This window comes from Pseudomonas sp. LM13, assembly GCF_041381355.1.
Lineage (GTDB): Bacteria > Pseudomonadota > Gammaproteobacteria > Pseudomonadales > Pseudomonadaceae > Stutzerimonas > Stutzerimonas frequens.
The window spans coordinates 42,443-60,906 of the sequence record NZ_JACBXH010000001.1 but is presented as its reverse complement, the minus strand read 5'-3'; the positions used below and the strand labels follow the sequence as shown (position 1 = coordinate 60,906).

The 18,464-nt window shown below is 65.4% G+C and carries 22 protein-coding genes; 16 read left to right on the top strand and 6 right to left on the bottom strand.

Annotation, left to right across the window (positions count from 1 at the left end; all coding sequences use genetic code 11):
• The first annotated feature begins 30 nt into the window (after window positions 1-30).
• The 10 genes from HZR81_RS00285 to HZR81_RS00240 all read left to right on the top strand — a co-directional run bounded on the left by HZR81_RS00285 (window position 31) and on the right by HZR81_RS00240 (window position 7,850).
• On the top strand, window positions 31-345 hold the full coding sequence (locus tag HZR81_RS00285) for a c-type cytochrome (protein ID WP_013983980.1): 315 nt from the start codon (window positions 31-33) through the stop codon (window positions 343-345).
• An 18-nt stretch (window positions 346-363) separates the two neighbouring features.
• Complete coding sequence (locus HZR81_RS00280) at window positions 364-705, top strand: c-type cytochrome (protein ID WP_011914551.1); 342 nt, start codon at window positions 364-366, stop codon at window positions 703-705.
• Entirely contained in the window at window positions 702-1,877 is a 1,176-nt protein-coding gene (locus HZR81_RS00275) for a cytochrome D1 domain-containing protein (protein ID WP_013983979.1), read from the top strand. The genes HZR81_RS00280 and HZR81_RS00275 overlap by 4 nt, the downstream gene beginning before the upstream one ends.
• Before the next feature lies 1 nt (window position 1,878).
• Window positions 1,879-2,337, top strand: coding sequence for an AsnC family transcriptional regulator (locus tag HZR81_RS00270; protein WP_013983978.1), 459 nt, complete (start codon window positions 1,879-1,881; stop codon window positions 2,335-2,337).
• Window positions 2,334-2,846, top strand: a complete 513-nt coding sequence (gene ahbB, locus HZR81_RS00265) for a siroheme decarboxylase subunit beta (RefSeq protein WP_102838616.1) — start codon at window positions 2,334-2,336, stop codon at window positions 2,844-2,846. Before HZR81_RS00270 ends, ahbB (HZR81_RS00265) begins: the two co-directional genes overlap by 4 nt.
• Entirely contained in the window at window positions 2,839-3,282 is a 444-nt protein-coding gene (locus HZR81_RS00260) for an Lrp/AsnC family transcriptional regulator (RefSeq protein WP_003293325.1), read from the top strand. The genes ahbB (HZR81_RS00265) and HZR81_RS00260 overlap by 8 nt, the downstream gene beginning before the upstream one ends.
• A complete protein-coding gene (ahbB, locus tag HZR81_RS00255; protein WP_437207800.1) occupies window positions 3,257-3,763 on the top strand; it encodes a siroheme decarboxylase subunit beta in 507 nt (168 codons plus the stop codon). The genes HZR81_RS00260 and ahbB (HZR81_RS00255) overlap by 26 nt, the downstream gene beginning before the upstream one ends.
• Window positions 3,764-4,017: 254 nt before the next feature.
• A complete protein-coding gene (locus tag HZR81_RS00250) occupies window positions 4,018-4,458 on the top strand; it encodes a c-type cytochrome (RefSeq protein ID WP_011914545.1) in 441 nt (146 codons plus the stop codon).
• A 43-nt stretch (window positions 4,459-4,501) separates the two neighbouring features.
• Complete coding sequence (locus HZR81_RS00245) at window positions 4,502-5,926, top strand: cbb3-type cytochrome c oxidase subunit I (protein ID WP_500127025.1); 1,425 nt, start codon at window positions 4,502-4,504, stop codon at window positions 5,924-5,926.
• 82 nt (window positions 5,927-6,008) lie between these two features.
• Window positions 6,009-7,850: a nitric oxide reductase activation protein NorD gene (locus HZR81_RS00240; protein ID WP_500127024.1), complete on the top strand. Its 1,842-nt coding sequence runs from the start codon at window positions 6,009-6,011 to the stop codon at window positions 7,848-7,850.
• A gap of 260 nt (window positions 7,851-8,110) precedes the next feature.
• Here the strand turns inward: HZR81_RS00240 and HZR81_RS00235 are convergent, their stop codons facing one another.
• The 4 genes from HZR81_RS00235 to ytfE form a co-directional block, all read right to left on the bottom strand.
• Window positions 8,111-8,302 carry a hypothetical protein gene (locus HZR81_RS00235; protein WP_014597673.1) on the bottom strand — a complete coding sequence of 64 codons (192 nt, stop codon included), beginning with the start codon at window positions 8,300-8,302 and terminating at the stop codon, window positions 8,111-8,113.
• A gap of 67 nt (window positions 8,303-8,369) precedes the next feature.
• Entirely contained in the window at window positions 8,370-9,053 is a 684-nt protein-coding gene (locus tag HZR81_RS00230) for a Crp/Fnr family transcriptional regulator (RefSeq protein ID WP_045633844.1), read from the bottom strand.
• A gap of 135 nt (window positions 9,054-9,188) precedes the next feature.
• On the bottom strand, window positions 9,189-9,707 hold the full coding sequence (locus tag HZR81_RS00225; RefSeq protein ID WP_102838613.1) for a DnrO protein: 519 nt from the start codon (window positions 9,705-9,707) through the stop codon (window positions 9,189-9,191).
• A complete protein-coding gene (gene ytfE, locus HZR81_RS00220; protein WP_125871571.1) occupies window positions 9,704-10,417 on the bottom strand; it encodes an iron-sulfur cluster repair protein YtfE in 714 nt (237 codons plus the stop codon). Before ytfE ends, HZR81_RS00225 begins: the two co-directional genes overlap by 4 nt.
• 155 nt (window positions 10,418-10,572) lie before the next feature.
• On the opposite strand from ytfE, the gene norR reads away from it, so the two are divergent.
• From norR to ubiT, 5 genes are all read left to right on the top strand, one after another.
• On the top strand, window positions 10,573-12,099 hold the full coding sequence (gene norR / locus HZR81_RS00215; protein ID WP_500127023.1) for a nitric oxide reductase transcriptional regulator NorR: 1,527 nt from the start codon (window positions 10,573-10,575) through the stop codon (window positions 12,097-12,099).
• A 74-nt stretch (window positions 12,100-12,173) separates the two neighbouring features.
• Window positions 12,174-12,383 carry a hypothetical protein gene (locus HZR81_RS00210; protein ID WP_500127022.1) on the top strand — a complete coding sequence of 70 codons (210 nt, stop codon included), beginning with the start codon at window positions 12,174-12,176 and terminating at the stop codon, window positions 12,381-12,383.
• A 204-nt stretch (window positions 12,384-12,587) separates the two neighbouring features.
• Entirely contained in the window at window positions 12,588-13,583 is a 996-nt protein-coding gene (gene ubiU / locus HZR81_RS00205; RefSeq protein WP_063542104.1) for a ubiquinone anaerobic biosynthesis protein UbiU, read from the top strand.
• A gap of 14 nt (window positions 13,584-13,597) precedes the next feature.
• Window positions 13,598-14,488 carry a U32 family peptidase gene (locus tag HZR81_RS00200; protein WP_218421850.1) on the top strand — a complete coding sequence of 297 codons (891 nt, stop codon included), beginning with the start codon at window positions 13,598-13,600 and terminating at the stop codon, window positions 14,486-14,488.
• Window positions 14,482-14,976 carry a ubiquinone anaerobic biosynthesis accessory factor UbiT gene (ubiT, locus tag HZR81_RS00195; protein WP_125842956.1) on the top strand — a complete coding sequence of 165 codons (495 nt, stop codon included), beginning with the start codon at window positions 14,482-14,484 and terminating at the stop codon, window positions 14,974-14,976. The genes HZR81_RS00200 and ubiT overlap by 7 nt, the downstream gene beginning before the upstream one ends.
• 81 nt (window positions 14,977-15,057) lie before the next feature.
• On the opposite strand, the gene HZR81_RS00190 is transcribed toward ubiT, so the two are convergent.
• A complete protein-coding gene (locus HZR81_RS00190; protein ID WP_102838610.1) occupies window positions 15,058-15,444 on the bottom strand; it encodes a putative zinc-binding protein in 387 nt (128 codons plus the stop codon).
• Window positions 15,445-15,543: 99 nt separating this feature from the next.
• Window positions 15,544-16,221: a Crp/Fnr family transcriptional regulator gene (locus HZR81_RS00185; RefSeq protein ID WP_500127021.1), complete on the bottom strand. Its 678-nt coding sequence runs from the start codon at window positions 16,219-16,221 to the stop codon at window positions 15,544-15,546.
• Window positions 16,222-16,448: 227 nt separating this feature from the next.
• Here HZR81_RS00185 and HZR81_RS00180 point away from each other — a divergent pair, with 227 nt between their 5' ends.
• Window positions 16,449-18,461 (top strand): ribonucleoside triphosphate reductase, encoded by a 2,013-nt coding sequence (locus HZR81_RS00180; RefSeq protein ID WP_500127020.1) that lies wholly within the window; start codon window positions 16,449-16,451, stop codon window positions 18,459-18,461.
• Window positions 18,462-18,464: the final 3 nt, after the last annotated feature.

The following is an 18,464-nucleotide window of genomic DNA, read 5'->3' as shown; positions in this document are numbered from 1 at the left end:
CCGCCCCCGATTAGCCTTGAGGAAGTACTCATGAAAAAAATTCTGCTCCCATTGCTCGCCCTTGGCGGCGCGCTGGCCCTGCAGCCGGCGTTCGCACAGGACGGCGAAGCGCTGTTCAAGAGCAAGCCTTGCGCCGCGTGCCATAGCATCGACGCCAAGCTGGTAGGCCCGGCGTTCAAGGAAGTCGCCGCCAAGTACGCAGGGCAGGACGGCGCTGCCGATCTGCTGGCCGGCCACATCAAGAACGGCAGCCAGGGCGTATGGGGTCCGATCCCGATGCCGCCAAACCCGGTAACCGAAGAAGAAGCCAAGATCCTCGCCGAGTGGATTCTTAGTCAGAAGTAAGCTGCACCGGAGGACGCCATGACAGTTGCCCGACACGCCGTAAAACGTCTGGGGCTGACCCTGGCGTCCTTCCTCCTGATTCCCGTCGCGCTGGCCGCTGCTCCTTCGGCAGAACGCCAGGCCCAGCTCGACAACCTGCTCCTGCAGGATTGCGGCTCCTGCCATGGCCTGCGCATGACCGGTGGGCTCGGCCCGCCACTGACTCGCGCGGCACTGGCCGACAAACCCCGTGAAAGCCTGATCGCCACCGTCACCCATGGGCGGCCCGGCACCGCCATGCCCGGCTGGAAGGCGCTGCTCGACGAGCAGGACATCGCCTGGCTGGTCGACCAACTCCTGCAAGGATATCCAAAGCCATGATTCGCCCGATCCTGCTGTTCGCGGCTGCCGCCATGCTCAGCGCCTGTGCGCAACAACCCCTGCGCGGTACCGGTGACCTCGGCGTGGTGGTCGAGCGCGCCACCGGCAGCCTGCAGATCATCGAGAGCAGCAACCAGAGCCAGCTGGCGCGCGTCGAAGGGCTGGGCGATCTGTCCCATGCCTCGGTGGTCTTCTCCCGCGATCAGCGTTACGCCTATGTGTTCGGGCGCGACGGTGGGCTGACCAAGGTCGACCTGCTGCGCCAGCGCATCGATCGCCGTGTGGTTCAGGGAGGCAACAGCATCGGCGGGGCGATCAGCCAGGATGGCCGGCTGATCGCGGTGGGCAACTACGAGCCGGGCGGCGTCAAGGTATTCGATGCCGAGACCCTTGAGCTGGTCGCCGACATCCCGGCCACGCCGCTGGCCGATGGCAGCCGCAATTCGCGGGTAGTCGGCGTGCTCGACGCCCCTGGCCGACGCTTCATCTACAGCCTGTTCGACACCAACGAGACCTGGCTGCTGGATTTCAGCCAGGGTGATACACCGACCGTCACGCGGTTCGAGAACGTCGGCAAGCAGCCCTACGATGCGCTGCTGACCCCTGATGGCCGCTACTACATTGCCGGCCTGTTCGGCGAGGACGGTATGGCCAAGATCGACCTCTGGCACACCGTCCGCGGTGTCGAGCGGATCGTCGACGGTTACGGCCGCGGTCAGGAGAAACTGCCGGTCTACAAGATGCCCCACCTGGAGGGCTGGACGGTGGCCGGCGACCAGACCTTCGTTCCCGCCATCGGCCAGCATCGGGTGCTGGTGATGGATTCGAAGAGCTGGAAGCAGACCGACGCCATCGACGTCGCCGGCCAGCCGGTGTTCGTCATGGCGCGGCCGGATGCGCGGCAGATCTGGGTCAACTTCGCGCACCCGGACAACGGCAAGGTGCAGGTCATCGACAGCGAAACCCACGAGATCATCGCCACCCTGGAGCCCGGCCCGGCCGTGCTGCATATGGAATTCACCGCCCGTGGCGACCAGCTCTGGCTGTCGGTGCGCGACGGCAACGAGGTCCAGGTGTGGGACCCCTACAGCCTGAAGCTGATCAAGCGCCTGCCGGCACAGAGCCCGAGCGGCATCTTCTTCAGCAGCCGCGCTCACGAGACGGGGTTGTGACATGCACATCGACGCTCTCAGTCGCCGCCTGATCGACCGTTTTCAGCACGGCATGCCGCTGTGTGCCGAACCCTACCGCGCCATGGCCGAGGAACTCGGCTGCAGCGAGGACGAGGTGCTGGACCGCCTCGAACAGCTGCAGGCCGCCGGCGGGCTTTCGCGCGTCGGCCCGGTGTTCGAACACAGCCGAGCCGGTGCGAGCACCCTGGTGGCACTGGCCGTGCCCGAAGCGCGGCTGGAGCAGGTTGCGGCACGCATCAGTGCCTTCTCCGAGGTCAATCACAACTATCTGCGCGAGCATCGCTACAACCTCTGGTTCGTGCTGACCGGGCCGGACCGTGCGCACATCGACCGAGTGCTCGCCGAGATCGAAGCCGACACCGGGCTGGTGCCCCTGGACCTGCCGATGCTCAACGCGTTTCGCATCGATCTGGGCTTTCCCTTGGGAGAACCGTCATGAACGACTGCCTCAACGATTTGCAGGCGATGCAGCTGCGCCGCCTGCTCGAGGCCGGCCTGCCACTGGCGGCAAGGCCCTACCAGCGCCTTGCCGAGCAGATCGGCTGCAGCGAGCGACAGGTGCTCGAACAGGTCGAACAGTGGCAGGAGGCCGGGCTGTTCCGCCGCGTTGGGCTGGTGCTGAAACACCGGGCGCTGGGGTTTCGCGCCAATGCCATGCTGGTGATGGATATTCCCGACGAGCAGGTCGACGCGATCGGCCGCCGCCTGGGCCAGGCCGCCGGGGTCAATCTCTGTTACCAGCGGCCACGGCGCCTGCCACAGTGGCCCTACAACCTGTTCTGCATGGTTCACGGTCGCGAACGTGAACAGGTCTGCGGACTGATCGAGCGGCTGCTGGCCGAGCACGGTCTGAGCGATGTGCCGCACCAATTGCTGTTCAGCACGCGGGCCTTCAAACAGTGTGGCGGACGTTTCGCGCCGCCATTGCCGGACGTCGCCAATGGATGACTTCGATCGACTGTTGATCAATCGCCTGCAACACGGCCTGCCGCTGGTCCGCCAGCCATGGGAAGCGCTGGCCACGGAGTTGGGCAGCAGCTCCGAGACTCTGCGGCAGCGGGTCCAGGCGTTGCTCGAGGATGGCACCCTGACCCGCTTCGGGCCGATGTTCGATGTCGAGCGCCTCGGTGGCGCCTTCACCCTGGCCGCGCTGGCGGTACCGGAGGCGCGCTTCGACGAGGTTGCCGCGCAGCTCGAGGCGATGCCCGAGGTCGCCCACAACTACCGCCGTGAGCACCAGTGGAACATGTGGTTCGTGCTCGGTTGCGAGACGCCTGCGGGTGTCACCGAAGCCATCGCCCGCATCGAGGCGCAGACCGGCCTGACGGTGCTCAACCTGCCGAAGGAGAAAACCTATCATGTCGGTTTGCACTTCCCCGTCTGACGAAGCGCTGGTGCGTCGGTTGGTCGAACTCACCGAGGCCGGACTGCCTCTGGTGGCCGACCCCTGGGCCTGGCTCGCCACCGAGCTGGGGCTCGAGGTGGACGACACCCTGGCGCTGCTGCAGCGCCTGCAGGCCGAGGGGGCGATCCGCCGGATCGCCGCGGTGCCCAACCACTACCGGCTGGGTTACCGGCACAACGGCATGACCGTGTGGGATGTCGACGATGCCGAGATCGACCGCCTGGGCGCGCTGATCGGCGCGCAGCCCTTCGTCAGCCACTGCTACCGACGGCCGCGCCGCGACGGCTGGCCTTACAACCTGTTCGCCATGGTGCACGGGCGCGATGCCAGTGACATCGAGGCCTACCGCAACCAGATCCGCGCCTTGCTCGGCAGCGCCTGCCGGGCGAACGAGATGCTGGTGTCCAGTCGCATCCTGAAGAAGACCGGCCTGCGCCTGGCCGCCCAGCGTCGCGCCTGAGCCTGCGCCGGTACTGCCGTTCGCCCTCGCCGACAGCCCCGGCTACCGGGTTCGCAAGCCCGTAGCGCAGCGGCCCGATGCCCGGCCGGTGCGCATGAAAACCGCTGGAGCCCTTGCCTCGCAAGGGTTTGCGGCCTGCCTTCGATCCCCCTTGAAAGCCTGACTGTTGCGTTCGGGTTTTTCTTGATTGCCATCAAGCAGGTTTCGATAGCCCCCTTCTTAAACTGGCCACGCCAAGCCATGAGGAGGCGACCATGTCCGAGACCTTCACCAAAGGAATGGCCAGGAATATTTACTTCGGAGGAAGCGTGTTCTTCTTCCTGGTATTCCTCGGCCTTACCTACCACACAGAGCAGACTTTCCCCGAACGAACCAATGCATCGGAGATGACCGAGGCGGTGGTGCGCGGCAAGGCGGTCTGGGAAAACAACAACTGCATCGGCTGCCACAGCCTGCTGGGTGAAGGCGCCTACTTCGCGCCGGAGCTGGGCAACGTGTTCGTCCGCCGGGGCGGTGAGGAGGCCTTCAAGCCCTTCCTGCACGCCTGGATGAAGGCTCAGCCACTCGGCGCCCCCGGACGCCGGGCGATGCCGCAATTCAATCTGACCGAGCAGCAAGTTGACGATATGGCGGAGTTCCTCAAGTGGACTTCGAAGATCGACACCAACAACTGGCCGCCAAACAAGGAAGGTTGAGTGATGAACGTCTTTGTTTCCGAATTCAAAGGAGGGCCACGAGATGGGCATCATTAACCCGCATCTCAAATTCCAATCGCAGGCGGTCGCCAAACCCTACTTCGTGTTTGCACTGATCCTGTTCGTCGGTCAGATCCTGTTCGGTCTGATCATGGGGCTGCAGTACGTGGTGGGCGACTTCCTGTTCCCGCTGCTGCCGTTCAACGTGGCGCGGATGGTGCACACCAACCTGCTGATCGTCTGGTTGCTGTTCGGCTTCATGGGCGCGGCCTACTACCTCATACCCGAGGAAGCGGACCGTGAACTGCACAGCCCGAAACTGGCCATCATCCTGTTCTGGGTGTTCGCCGCCGCCGGCGTGCTGACCATTCTCGGTTACCTGTTCGTGCCCTATGCGGGCCTGGCGGAAATGACCAAGAACGAGCTGCTGCCGACCATGGGGCGCGAGTTCCTGGAGCAGCCGACGATCACCAAGATCGGCATCGTGATCGTGGCGCTGGGCTTCCTCTACAACATCGGCATGACCATGCTCAAGGGTCGCAAGACCGTGGTCAGCACGGTGATGATGACCGGTCTGATCGGCCTCGCGGTGTTCTTCCTGTTCTCCTTCTACAACCCGGAGAACCTGGCGCGCGACAAGTACTACTGGTGGTTCGTCGTGCACCTGTGGGTGGAAGGCGTGTGGGAGCTGATCATGGGTTCGATGCTGGCCTTCGTCCTGATCAAGATCACCGGCGTGGACCGCGAAGTGGTCGAGAAGTGGCTCTACGTGATCATCGCCATGGCGCTGATCACCGGCATCATCGGCACCGGCCACCACTTCTTCTGGATCGGCGCACCGACCGTGTGGCTGTGGCTGGGCTCGATCTTCTCCGCCCTTGAGCCGCTGCCGTTCTTCGCCATGGTGCTGTTCGCCCTGAACATGGTGAACCGTCGTCGCCGCGAACACCCGAACAAGGCCGCCTCGCTGTGGGCCATCGGCACCACCGTGACCGCCTTCCTCGGCGCCGGTGTATGGGGCTTCCTGCACACCCTGGCCCCGGTGAACTACTACACCCACGGTTCGCAGCTGACCGCTGCGCATGGCCACCTGGCCTTCTACGGCGCCTACGCGATGATCGTGATGACCATGATCAGCTACGCCATGCCGCGTCTGCGTGGCCTGGGCGAAGCACCGGATGCACGTGCTCAGCGCATCGAAGTCTGGGGCTTCTGGCTGATGACCATCTCCATGGTCGCGATCACCCTGTTCCTCACCGCAGCCGGCGTGGTGCAGGTGTGGCTGCAGCGGATCCCTGCCGATGGCGCTGCCATGTCGTTCATGAACACCGCTGACCAGCTGGCCATCTTCTTCTGGCTGCGTCTGATCGCCGGGGTGTTCTTCCTGATCGGCCTGGTCTGCTACCTGTACAGCTTCCGCCAGCGCGGTCGGGTACCGGTCGTAGCAGCATCTGCCGCCGCGGCCTGAGACGAGTCGCAATGAGGATCGACGGCCCGACTGGTAACAGCGGGCCGTTTTGCTTTTTCAGTGCCTGCACGGAGTAACCGCCATGGCCTTTACCATCGAAGTGGAAGAGTGGGTCGGTAGTGTCTGGCACCGCTTCATCACCCGTCGCGCCAACCCGGATTTTCCGGAAGCACGGGTCGATCTCGAGAGCATGCAGCGGCCGCTGTCGCTGCTGTTCCGCGCCATGGGTGGCGCCAGCGGTGTCGGCGTAGAAGCCGCCAGCGCGCGTGATCTGCTGCTCAGGCGCAACCTGCTGCAACAGGTCGCCGGGACCTGCAAGCAACTGCCGGTGGCCTGGTGCGACGCCAGCAACCTGCGGCTGCCGCAGAGCCTGGCGGTCTATCCGGAAGTCTCGCTGAACCAGGATCTGTATCGCTGGCTGGCGCTGCTCGCCGCGCAGGCCGGGCCGATGCGCCACTGGGCGCGCGACAACCAGCGCTGGACGCAGGCAATCCTTGAACATTTTCCGGCCATGCGCCCGCGCTATCAGCGTCTGGTCGAAGCCCATCTGCAGCTGCGCCCGGACCCGAGCCAGCTGCCCAAGGCCGAGGCCGCGCTGGAAGCGGCGCTGTGCCAGGCCCTGCGCGAGCCGGGCAGTGTCAGCCAGTTTCCACGCAGCGAGCGCGCGCCCTGGCCGCTGCCTCTGTGGCTGTATCCGGCGGACAATCTTGGTGAACCCCAGGCCGCCCAGCGCGCCGAAGAGGGCGAGGGCAATCTGGAAGCCCCGCCCGGCGGCGAATCGCGTCAGCGCAAGCGCGCACGGCGAGTGGACGAGAGCTCCAGCAAGGGTGGCCTGTTGCTGTTCCGGCTGGAGAACCTGTTCAGCTGGTCCGAGCACATCGAACTGGATCGCTGCGGCGACGACACCGAGGACCTCGACGCGGCCCGTGTCGCCGAGGATCTCGACGAGCTGGCGCTGTCGCGTCAGCGCATGCGCCAGGGCGGCGGGCTCAAGCTGGACCTGGACCTGCCGGCCGCGGATTTCGACGATGTGCCGCTGGGCGAAGGCATCAAGCTGCCCGAGTGGGACTATCGCAAGCAGTGCCTGCAGAAGGACTTCGTCAACCTGCAGCTGATGCTGCCCCGCGGCGCCGAGGCCAAGCCGCTGCCACTGCACCTGTCGCCGCTGGCGCGGCGCCTGCGCCGGCAGTTCGAGCACCTGCGCAATGATCGGCAATGGCTGCGTCAGCAACCGCAGGGTTCCGAGCTGGACATGCAGGCCTGGCTGGACTTTCACGTCGAGCGGCAGAACGGCCAGTGCGCCGAGCGTGGTCTGTTCATGGAGCAACGGCAGAACCGCCGCGACCTGGCCTGCCTGCTGCTGGCCGACCTGTCCATGTCCACCGACGCGCACCTGGACAACGAACACCGCGTGATCGATGTGGTCATCGACAGCCTGCTGCTGTTCGGCGAGGCGCTGTCGGCGGTAGGCGATCCGTTCGCCCTGTACGGCTTCTCCTCGCTGCGTCGTCAGCAGGTGCGCATGCAGGAGCTGAAGAGCTTCCGTCAGCCCTATGGCGACGAAACCCGCGGCCGCATTCAGGCGCTCAAGCCCGGCTACTACACCCGCATGGGCGCGGCCATCCGCCATGCCACCGAACTGCTTGGCAATTGCAAGCAGAGGCGCAAGCTGTTGCTGCTGGTGACCGACGGCAAGCCGAACGACCTGGACCTGTATGAAGGCCGCTACGGTGTCGAGGACACCCGCCAGGCGGTGATGGAGGCGCGCAAGCAGGGCCTGCTGCCGTTCTGCATCACCATCGACCGCGAGGCCGGCGATTACCTGCCGTACATGTTCGGCGCCAACGGCTACACCCTGATCAAGGAGCCGCAGCAGCTGCCGTTCCGCCTGCCGCAGCTGTACAAGCAGCTGACCCAGCCGTAGGCGGGCAATGGCGGATATCGCGGTGTGCTACAGCCGCCGCGGTTCTGTATTGCAGGACGATAGGGTGGATGTAGCTTTTCACGTCCACCGAGCAGCCGCTCGGTGGATGGCCATTCCGTGAAATCGGTGAGGCGCGATCCATCCTGCGACCGACGGGGTTCGTTGGCCGGGCGGCTGGCGTGGCATGTAGGGTGGGTGGCGCTGTTCACGCCCGCGGCGCACCTTCGTACGGATCGGTTAAGCGTGATTCGCCCTGGCGATCAGAACAGATAGCGCGGCAGCCAGACGATCATCACCGCGCAGAAGACGCTGAGGGCGATGCAGAACCAGAGGAAACGCCGTTGGCGGCGTTCCGGGGCGCCATCGGCGTGTTCCGGCAGGGGCATGCCGCAGTTGCTGCATTCGGCGTCCCCCGGCGGATTGTCTTGCTGGCAGTACAGGCACTTGGGCATATGGTGCTCCTCCTCGCCAGCAAAGCCTGACACGCGGCCCGCGCCGTCGACTTTGATGGCGATCAACTCACTCGAACTGCTCGAGCCGCTGGCGATCGAGGATGGCGATCTGCCGACCTTCCTGGGTGATGATGCCCTCGTCGATCAGTCGGCGGATGATCCGTGAGAACGTCTCCGGCTGGATCGACAGGTGCCCGGCCACCAGCTGTTTGGCCATCGGCAGTTCGAAGCTGTTGCTGTCGTCCTTCACCCGCGCCAGTTGCGTCAGCAGATAACGCACCACGCGGTGAGTGGCGTTCTTCAGCGACAGCGTCTCGATCTCGTTGATGCGCTGGTGCAGGCGCACGCAGAGCTTGCCGAGCAGGGCGAACGTCAGTCGCTGGTTGGCCTCCAGCAGACGCATGTAGGCCGCGTTGGAGAAGCGGTAGACCTGCGACGGGCAGACCGCCTGGGCCGAGGCGACGTAGTTGGGCGTGTCCATCAGCATCATGGCTTCGGCGAAGGTCTGGCGGTTGCCGATGACCTCGAAGACCTTCTCCTGGCCGTCCGGCGTCAGGCGGTAGACCTTCACTGCGCCGGAGATGACGAAATAGAAGTTGTGCGCCGGCTCGCCCTGGTGGAACAGGTTATCGCCCTTGTCCAGGTTAAGCAGCTGGCTGGAGTTGAGCAGTTCTTCCATCTGCTCTTCGTTGAGCGGTTCGAACAGGTGATGGCTGCGGAGAATCTGGTGGTGTACGCGGTGAAGCACCATGCAAGGCGTCCTGTTTCAGTGGAACGATTACTACAACGTTGGCCTCAGCCTACCGCATGTGGTGTCGGTGGCGCATGTCGGACGTTGACCAACGTCAAGGTTCGGCGTGCGAGTGAGCGCCGCCGCCCGGTGCGATCAATACAGGCGGGCGACGAAACCGTCACGCCAGAGCGGCGCGGCGAACAGCTGCGGGTAGCGCTCCAGTGCGTCGACCAGGCGCTGCAGGCCCTGCTCGCGCTGGTCGGCTTCGGACAGCGCCTCGGCGCCGCGGAGCAGATCGATCAGCAAACCGTGCAGCGCGGCATCGGCGGCTTCCGGCAGCTTGCAGTTGGCGACGAGGTAGCTGGTCGCCGCCTCGATGTCGCGCTGCAGCTCGGCGGCCGCCTGGTCACCGATCGGCTGGCCCGGGGCATCCGGCAGGCTGCGCTGGACCGCTTGGTGAATGCGCGTCATACCCTCGCGCAGGGCCTCGTCAGTGCTCCAGCGGACACCCGGCCGGGGCTCGATCACTGCCGCTTGGTCATGCTGGCCATGATCGTGGGCCATTGCCGCCTGGGCGGTGCCGGCCACCATGCTGAGGGCGAAGCCGCTGGCCATGGCGACCATGGAGGCCATGGCCACACCCCAGGCGAGCGGTTGCAGGTACTGTTTCATGGCTGTGTCACCCCGATGCGTTGAGCCTCGTCCGCGCTGGCGGCGAGCGGCGCTTCGGCGTTGCGGAACAGCACGTTGTTTTCGAGGTGGATGTGCTGCATCAGATCGTCACGCAGCTCCTCCAGCCCACGATAAAGCGCTCGCCAGGTGTTGCATGCGTTGGCCGGTGGGGTGATGTCGTTGGTCAGCAGCGCCAGTCGTTGTAACGCGTTGCCGTGTTCCTGATGCTCGTAGCGCATCACCGAAATCGGCCCCTGGGCCTGTGGAAAGCCCATGCCGCGCTGCAGCATCGGGAAGAGGATCTGTTCTTCCTTGAGCATGTGGCTTTCCAGTTCCTGCTGCATGTTCCACAGGTGCTCGGCCAGGCCGTTGGGGCAGCCGGGCTTGCTGCCGTGGACCTGCTCGACGCGGCTGGCCAGGCGGATCAGCTCCGGTAGCTGGTCGCGGTGGCGCTCGTGGAAGCGCGCAAGGATGTATTCGATCAGCTGCCCCGCGGGCATGCTGCGCCAGTCCCTGTCTTCGGCGTCCGGTTCCAGGGCGAGCAACGCATCGGCGATATGTTGCGGATCGGCTTCGATGCGCTGGGCAGCCTCGCGCAGCGACAGATCACCGCCGCAGCAGAAGTCCAGGCGGTACTGGCGGAACACGCGTGTGGCGCCCGGCACTGAACAGGCGAGATTGCCGAGGGTCTGGTCGAGTAGGTCGGTCATGGCAGCGATCCTGATGCGTGCTGATAAACATGCACGGGCCATCGCAACAGGCGTGCCAGAAGCCGGGCCGGCGCCAGCCGGCGTTTTGGCGCTTCCGCTGGTGAAATCTACCCCGAGTGGTTATGGTGTCCAAAACCCGGAGGGTAATTGGAACCATGATGGCTGACGCATTGCTTGCCGACCTGACCACCGAGCTGCCCAACGCCGTGCGCTTGCAGCGCCTCGTGCATACCTTGCAGCAGCATTTCAATTGCGGCGCGGTGGTGCTGTTGCGCCTGGACGAGGACAGTCTGCGTCCGCTGGCCGCGGTCGGGCTGGTGCAGGAAGCGCTCGGCCGGCGCTTCGTCGTCGCCCAGCATCCGCGGTTGGCCGCGATCCTCTCCCAGCGCGAGCCGACCTGGTTCGAGCCGGACAGCCGCCTGCCCGATCCTTACGACGGGTTGCTCGACGCGCACGTCGGCGAGCCCTTGCCGGTGCACGACTGCATGGGCGTCAGCCTTTACGTCGAGGGCAAGCTCTGGGGCGCGCTGACCCTCGATGCGCTGCATGCCGGCACCTTCGGCGACGCCGCCCGCTGCGACCTGCAGCGCTATACGCTGATCATCGAGGCCGCCGTGCGGGTCACCCGACTGGAGCACGAGAACCGCGGCCTGCGTCTGGCCCGCAGTGATGTGCTGGAGTCGTCGCAGGATCACGGCGAAGGCGAAATTCTCGGTCAGAGCGACGCGATTCGCGAGCTGTTGCGCGAGTTGCAGGTAGTCGCCGATTCCGAGCTGCCGGTGCTGCTGCTGGGCGAAACCGGGGTCGGCAAGGAGCTGTTCGCGCGCTGGCTGCATCGCCATTCGCGGCGACGCAACAAGCCGCTGGTGCATGTGAATTGCGCGGCGCTGCCAGAATCACTGGCCGAAAGCGAGTTGTTCGGCCACGTCAAAGGCGCCTTCTCGGGCGCCACTACCGATCGTCCGGGTCGTTTCGATGCAGCCAACGGCGGCACGCTGCTGCTCGACGAGGTCGGCGAGCTGCCGCTGACGGTGCAGGCCAAGCTGCTGCGTACCCTGCAGAACGGCGAGATCCAGCGCCTCGGTGCAGACAAGCCGCGCCAGGTGGACGTGCGCATCATCGCCGCGACCAACCGCAACCTGCGCGACAGCGTGCGTGACGGGCATTTCCGTGCCGATCTCTATCACCGCCTGTCGGTCTATCCGGCGCCGATCCCGCCCTTGCGCGAGCGTGGTAACGACGTGCTGATCCTCGCCGGGCACTTCCTCGAACTCAACCGCGCGCGCCTTGGGCTGCGCAGCATGCGTCTGTCGCCAGCGGCCGAGCGCGCGCTGCTGGCTTATTCTTGGCCGGGCAACGTGCGCGAACTGGAGCATGTGGTCAGTCGCGCCGCCCTGCGCCTGCTCAGCCGCGGCGCCTCGCGCAGCGAAATCCTCACCCTGGAGCCCGACTTGCTGGATCTGGATAGCCACGCCGCGGGCACGGAAGCGCCGGCGTTGGCCGAGCAGCCGGTGGCGGTCGACGAGATACTGTCGCTGCGCCAGACGGTGGATGCAGCGCAGCGCCGGGCCATCGTCTACGCCCTGGAAGCCTCCGCCGAAAACTGGGCGCAGGCGGCGCGACTGCTGGATGTCGACCCGAGCAACCTGCACAAACTGGCGCGGCGGCTGAAGCTCAAGTAGCGCCTGTCGGGCAGCCAGAGTCGTCGCCGGCGCGCCATGGTCTAACCTCACAGCACAACCTCGAGGAGATGCCAATGGCCCTGGACCAGAACGAATTCGAAGCGCTGCTGAACGAAGCGCAAGCCTTTGCCGAGCGCGCCGCCAGCGAGAACAATCCAGTGCATTACCGCGACGCGTTCGCTGCCAGTCTCAAGGCCATGCGCCTGCTCGGCGAGGAATCCGGCGCCTGGCGGCAGATGGTGGCGCGGGCGACCGAGGAATTTGAGGGTGACGAGGGCATCTGACAGCGACTGCCTGCGCTTGGCACCCACCGCGATGCTGGCCGATCCGCTGCATTTCGTCGCATTGGTCACGTCCGAGCAATCTTGACCCCTATCAATGCTGGCCACTGGTCAGCTGCCTAGACTGCCGGCTGTTTTCCGTTCAGCCGAACGACCGCCGCGCCGCCTGTGCGTGGCGCGCATGTACCCGAATGTCTAGGAGTTGTCATGCACCTGGTCTGCCCGGCAGGAAGCCTGCCCGCGCTCAAGGCCGCCGTCCAGCAGGGCGCCGATGCCATTTATGTCGGTTTTCGCGACGACACCAACGCCCGCCATTTCGCCGGCCTCAATCTCGATGAAAAGCAGCTCGACAAGGGCCTGCAGCTGATCCGCGAAAAGGGCCGGCAGCTATACATTGCCGTCAATACCTATGCCCAGCCGGACGGCTGGAATCGCTGGCAGCGCGCCGTCGACCAGGCTGCCGACATGGGCGTCGATGCGCTGATCGCCGCCGACCCAGGCGTGCTCGGCTATGCCAGCAAGCGCCATCCCAAGCTCAAGCTGCACCTGTCGGTACAGGGCTCGGCGACCAATGCCGCGGCGCTGGGCTTCTATCAGCAGCGCTACGGCATCAGCCGTGCGGTGCTGCCGCGGGTGCTTTCGCTCAAGCAGGTCAAGCAGGTCGCGGCGAGCAGCCCGGTGCCGATCGAGGTATTCGCTTTCGGCAGCCTGTGCATCATGGCCGAGGGCCGTTGCCACCTGTCTTCGTACCTCACCGGCGAGTCGCCGAACCTCTGTGGCGTCTGCTCGCCGGCCAAGGCGGTGCGCTGGAGCGAGGAGCCTGAGGGACTGACCTCGCGCCTGAACAACGTGCTGATCGACCGCTACGCCGAAGGCGAATCGGCCGGTTACCCGACGCTGTGCAAGGGCCGCTTCATGGTCAACGGCCAGCGCTTCCACGCCCTGGAGGAGCCGACCAGCCTGAACACCCTGGACCTGATCCCGGAACTCTCCGCCATCGGCGTCACCGCGATGAAGATCGAGGGTCGTCAGCGCAGCCCGGCCTATGTCGAGCAGGTCACCCGGGTCTGGCGCGCCGCGCTGGACAGCTACCTCAAGGCGCCGCAGCGCTATGCGGTCGAACCCGGCTGGCGGCAGGTGCTGGATGGCCTTTCCGAAGGCTCGCAGACCACCCTGGGTGCCTACCACCGCGCCTGGCAATGAACGAGGAGCCACGCATGAAACTCTCTCTCGGCCCGGTGCTGTTCTACTGGGATCGCCAGCAGACGCTGGATTTCTACGCAAACATGGCGGAGCAGCCGCTGGACGTGATCTATCTCGGCGAAACGGTCTGCTCCAAGCGCCGCGCCATGATGCTCGACGACTGGCTGGGGCTGGCTCGCGACCTGGCCGAGGCCTCCTCGGCTCAATTGGTCCTGTCCGGCCTGACGCTGGTCGAGGCGGCTTCAGAGCTGTCCAGCCTGCGCCGCCTGTGCGACAACGGCGAGCTGCTGGTCGAAGCCAACGACATGGGCGCGGTGCAACTGATGTCCGAGCGCAAGCTGCCCTTCGTCGGCGGTCCGGCGCTCAACCTCTACAACGGTCATGCCCTGGCCGAGCTGGTGGCCAGCGGCATGAGCCGTTGGGTGCCGCCGGTGGAAGCCTCCGGCAAGCTGATCAAGAGCGCCCGCGCGCAACTGCAGGAACTGGGCGTGGCGCTGCCGGAAATCGAAATCTTCGCCTACGGGCACTTGCCACTGGCCTATTCGGCGCGCTGCTTCACCGCGCGAGCCGAGAACCGGCCCAAGGACGATTGCCAGTTCTGCTGCCAGAACTACCCCGAGGGCATTCCGCTGCTCAGCCAGGAGGGCGAGGCGCTGTTCACCATCAACGGTATCCAGACCATGTCTGCTTCGGTCAGCAACCTGCTCGCCGACTACGCCGGCCTGGTCGACAGCGGTGCCGACCTGCTGCGCCTGAGCCCGCGCGCCGCCGGCATGGAAGAGGTGATCGGCGCCTTCGATGCGGTGCGCAAGGGCGCGCTGCCGCCGCTGGCGGTGGATGGTTGCAATGGTTATTGGCATGGCCAGCCGGGCATGCTGCGTGCCGAGGAGGCCGGTTTATGCTGAAGCCGCGAGCCCATCTGGTGAATCTCGGTGGCCGTCTGCTGCCGCTGGCGGCGAAGACGCCATTCCTGCTCCAGCGCCTGGCGCTGGAGCGCAGCCTCAACCAGGTATTCGCCGAAGCCCTGGATGATGGTGCGTTCGACGTGCTCGATGGCCACTGGATGAAGCTCGAGGTCGCCGACCTCGGACTCGCCTGGTGCCTGACCTGCGAGCGCGGCAAGCTGCGCATCGCCGCACAGGCGCCGGTAGAGGTGACCATCCGCGGCAACTGGCGCGAGTTCCTCTTGCTGGCCAGCCGTCAGGAAGACCCGGACACCCTGTTCTTCCGCCGCCGGTTGGTCATCGAGGGGGACACCGAACTGGGCCTGGCGATCAAGAACCTGATCGACAGCCTCGACCCCGACACTCTGCCGAGCTGGCTGTGGAAGCTGCTGCAGGGCGCGGGAGAGGAGGTGGCCGCGGCCAATCGGGCGCAGGCCGCCAACGCCTGATCGTGGAGCGCTGAGCGCGCCGGTGACTATCCCGGTGCGCTATTGGCGTCGCTTCGCGTAGCAGGCCAACCCTGCGGAATCTCACCCCGCGCGCAGCTGCATGCGGTCGCTGGCGATGATCGCCTTCATGTCTTCCAACAGCGCCATGATCTCATCCTCGCTGCAGTCTTCCCGGTAGCGCTTGCGCAGGCCGTAGCTGCTAAGGGTGATGTGCACGTCGGGCGTCACGCCGTGCTGCGCTAGGCAGGCACGCGCGCAATGCATCGGACAGCCGTCGATGGCCAGGATCGGCCGGCCGGAATTGGCCTTTTTCACCAGCGCCGCGACACGACCACCGACGCCGGCTATGCAGGACATTTCCGCGAGTCCGGCGCGATCGAGTCGCACCGCCAGGGTGTTGGCCAGCTGGGCGACGTTCGAGCATCCCGAGCAGGAGTAGACTAGCGGCAGGGGCGTGGTGACAGTCATGGCATGTTCCCGGCAGCGTCTTGACGCTGGCCATTTTCCAAGCCGAATGCCTGGCTGGCTTTGACAGTAGTCAAGAACGCTGAGGCGCTCTGTCGCAGGTCATTCGTCATAGGCCGCCAGCTTGCGGTGGTCGAGGATCTCGATGCGTCGGCGCTGGACGGAGATGGTTCCGGCGTCGATCAGGCGATGCAGGATGCGCGAAAAGGTTTCCGGCTGGATGCCCAGCTTCGAAGCGATCAACCGCTTCGGCACGTCGAGCATCACCACGCCGCTGTCGTCCTGCTGCGACTGGGCGAGAAAGCGCACCACCCGATGACTGGCGTTGGCCAGGGTGAGGGTGTCGATCTCGGTCATGCGCTGGTGCAGGCGGATGCTCAGGGTGGCGAGGATGTCGAGGCAGATATCCGGCTGCTGCTCGAGAATGCGCCGGTAGTGCGGCCCGTTCAGGCTGGCGACCAGGCTGGCCTTGAGCGCCGTGGCGCTGACCGGATAGCTGGGCGTGCCCTTGAACAGCAGCGCTTCGGCGAAGGACTCACCGGCGCGCATCACTTCCACCAGCTTCTCCTGACCGTCGCAGACCACTCGATGCAGCTTGATCTGGCCGCTGAAGAGGAAATAGAAGCGGTCAGCACTGTCGCCCTGATGAAACAGCGAGGCACCGGTCGGCAGGCGCTTCAGGTTGGCCGAGGCGCAGACTTCCTGCAGCGCGGCATCCGGCAACCGGCTGAACAGATGATGGCGGCGCAATTCGGCGATCAGCGAATGTTCGGTGAGCATGTGTCCTCCCCCGGACGAAACCGGGTTTACCAGGCTGCATCCTAGGAGGCGGCACGCGGAGAGTTCCTTGACGCTGGACAAGTCTGCCGGCCATGGCGATGCGACCGCTCGGCAATCGCTTGAGCTGGCTTGACGATGGTCAATTCGGTAACAGGGTTCCGCCTCTAAAGTCGCACCATATTGTGTTTTAAGTCAGAAACAACACTACATATGGTATGGAGGCGTGGATGCCCAGGCAGGCAGAAGTGACAAAACCGGTTTCATTGCGCAAGCGCGACGGCCGCCTGGCGGCGTTCGACTTGGCGAAGATCGAGCGTGCGATCGCGGTTGCCGGCGCGGCGACGGGCGAATTCGGTGCGTCGGAGGCTCATGCCCTGGCCGAGGCAGTCTGCCTGCAGCTGGCCCATCGCACGGCGGTGGAGGTGGAGCAGGTACAGGATGGTGTCGAGCGCACGCTGATGGCTGCCGGCCACTTCGACACGGCGCGCGCCTACATCGTCTACCGCGAGCGCCACGCGCGCCTGCGCCGCGATCGCAAGGCGGTGGTGGACGTCGCGGCCTCGATGAACGAATACCTCTCGCGCGAAGACTGGCGCGTACGGGCCAACGCCAACCAGGGCTATTCACTGGGTGGGTTGATCCTCAACGTGTCGGGCAAGGTCACCGCCAACTACTGGCTGGACGAGGTCTACAGCCCGGAGATCGGCACGGCGCACCGCGAAGGCGATCTGCATATCCACGACCTGGACATGCTCGCCGGCTACTGCGCCGGCTGGTCGCTGCGCACGCTGCTTACCGAGGGCTTCAACGGCATTCCCGGGCGAGTCGAGGCGGGCCCGCCGAAGCACCTGTCCAGCGCCCTGGGGCAGATGGTCAACTTCCTCGGCACGCTGCAGAACGAGTGGGCCGGCGCCCAGGCGTTCAGCAGCTTCGATACCTACCTGGCGCCCTTCGTGCGCAAGGACCGGCTGGGTTTCGATGAGGTGCGTCAGGCGATCCAGGAGTTCATCTACAACCTCAACGTGCCGTCGCGCTGGGGCACGCAAACGCCGTTCACCAACCTGACCTTCGACTGGGTCTGCCCGGAGGACCTGCGCGAGCAGATCCCTTATATCGGCGGCGAGGAAATGCCCTTCGCCTACGGCGAGCTGCAGGCGGAGATGGAGTTGATCAACCGCGCCTATATAGAAGTGATGCAGGCCGGCGACGGCCTCGGCCGGGTGTTCACCTTCCCGATCCCGACCTACAACATCACCCACGACTTCTCCTGGGACAGCGACAACGCCGAGCGCCTGTTCGAGATGACCGCGCGCTACGGGCTGCCGTACTTCCAGAACTTCCTCAACTCGGACATGCAGCCCAATCAGGTGCGTTCCATGTGCTGCCGCCTGCAGCTGGACGTGCGCGAGCTGCTCAAGCGTGGCGGCGGACTGTTCGGCTCGGCCGAGCAAACCGGTTCGCTGGGCGTGGTGACGATCAACTGCGCGCGGCTGGGTTACCTCTACCGCGGCGACAAGGCGGCCCTGCTCCAGCAGCTGGATCGCCTGCTGGAGATGGCGCGGCAGAGCCTGGAGGTCAAGCGCAAGGTCATCCAGCAGCATATGGATGCCGGGCTCTACCCTTACACCAAGCGTTACCTCGGCACCCTGCGCAATCACTTCTCCACCATCGGCGTGAACGGCCTGCACGAGATGCTGCGCAACTTCACCGATGACGCCGAGGGGCTGCACAGCGAAGCCGGTCGCGCGCTGGCGCTCGAGGTGCTCGACCACGTGCGGGCGCGGCTGGTGCAGTTCCAGGAAGACACCGGGCACCTCTACAACCTAGAGGCGACGCCGGCGGAGGGCACGACCTATCGCTTCGCCAAGGAAGACCGCAAGCGTTTCCCGGACATCCTCCAGGCGGGTACGGCCGAGGCGCCGTACTACACCAACTCGTCGCAGCTGCCAGTGGGTTTCACCGACGACCCGTTCGAGGCCCTGGCGTTGCAGGACGAACTGCAGTGCAAGTACACCGGCGGCACGGTGCTGCACCTCTATATGGCCGAGCAGATTTCTTCGGCCGAGGCCTGCAAGAAGCTGGTGCGCAATGCGCTGTCGCGCTTCCGCCTGCCTTACCTGACGGTGACGCCGACCTTCTCGATCTGCCCGGTGCACGGTTATCTCGCCGGCGAGCACGAGTTCTGCCCGAAATGCGATGAGGCGCTGCTGCAGCAGGCCGAAGCGGCCCGGGCCGTCTGAACT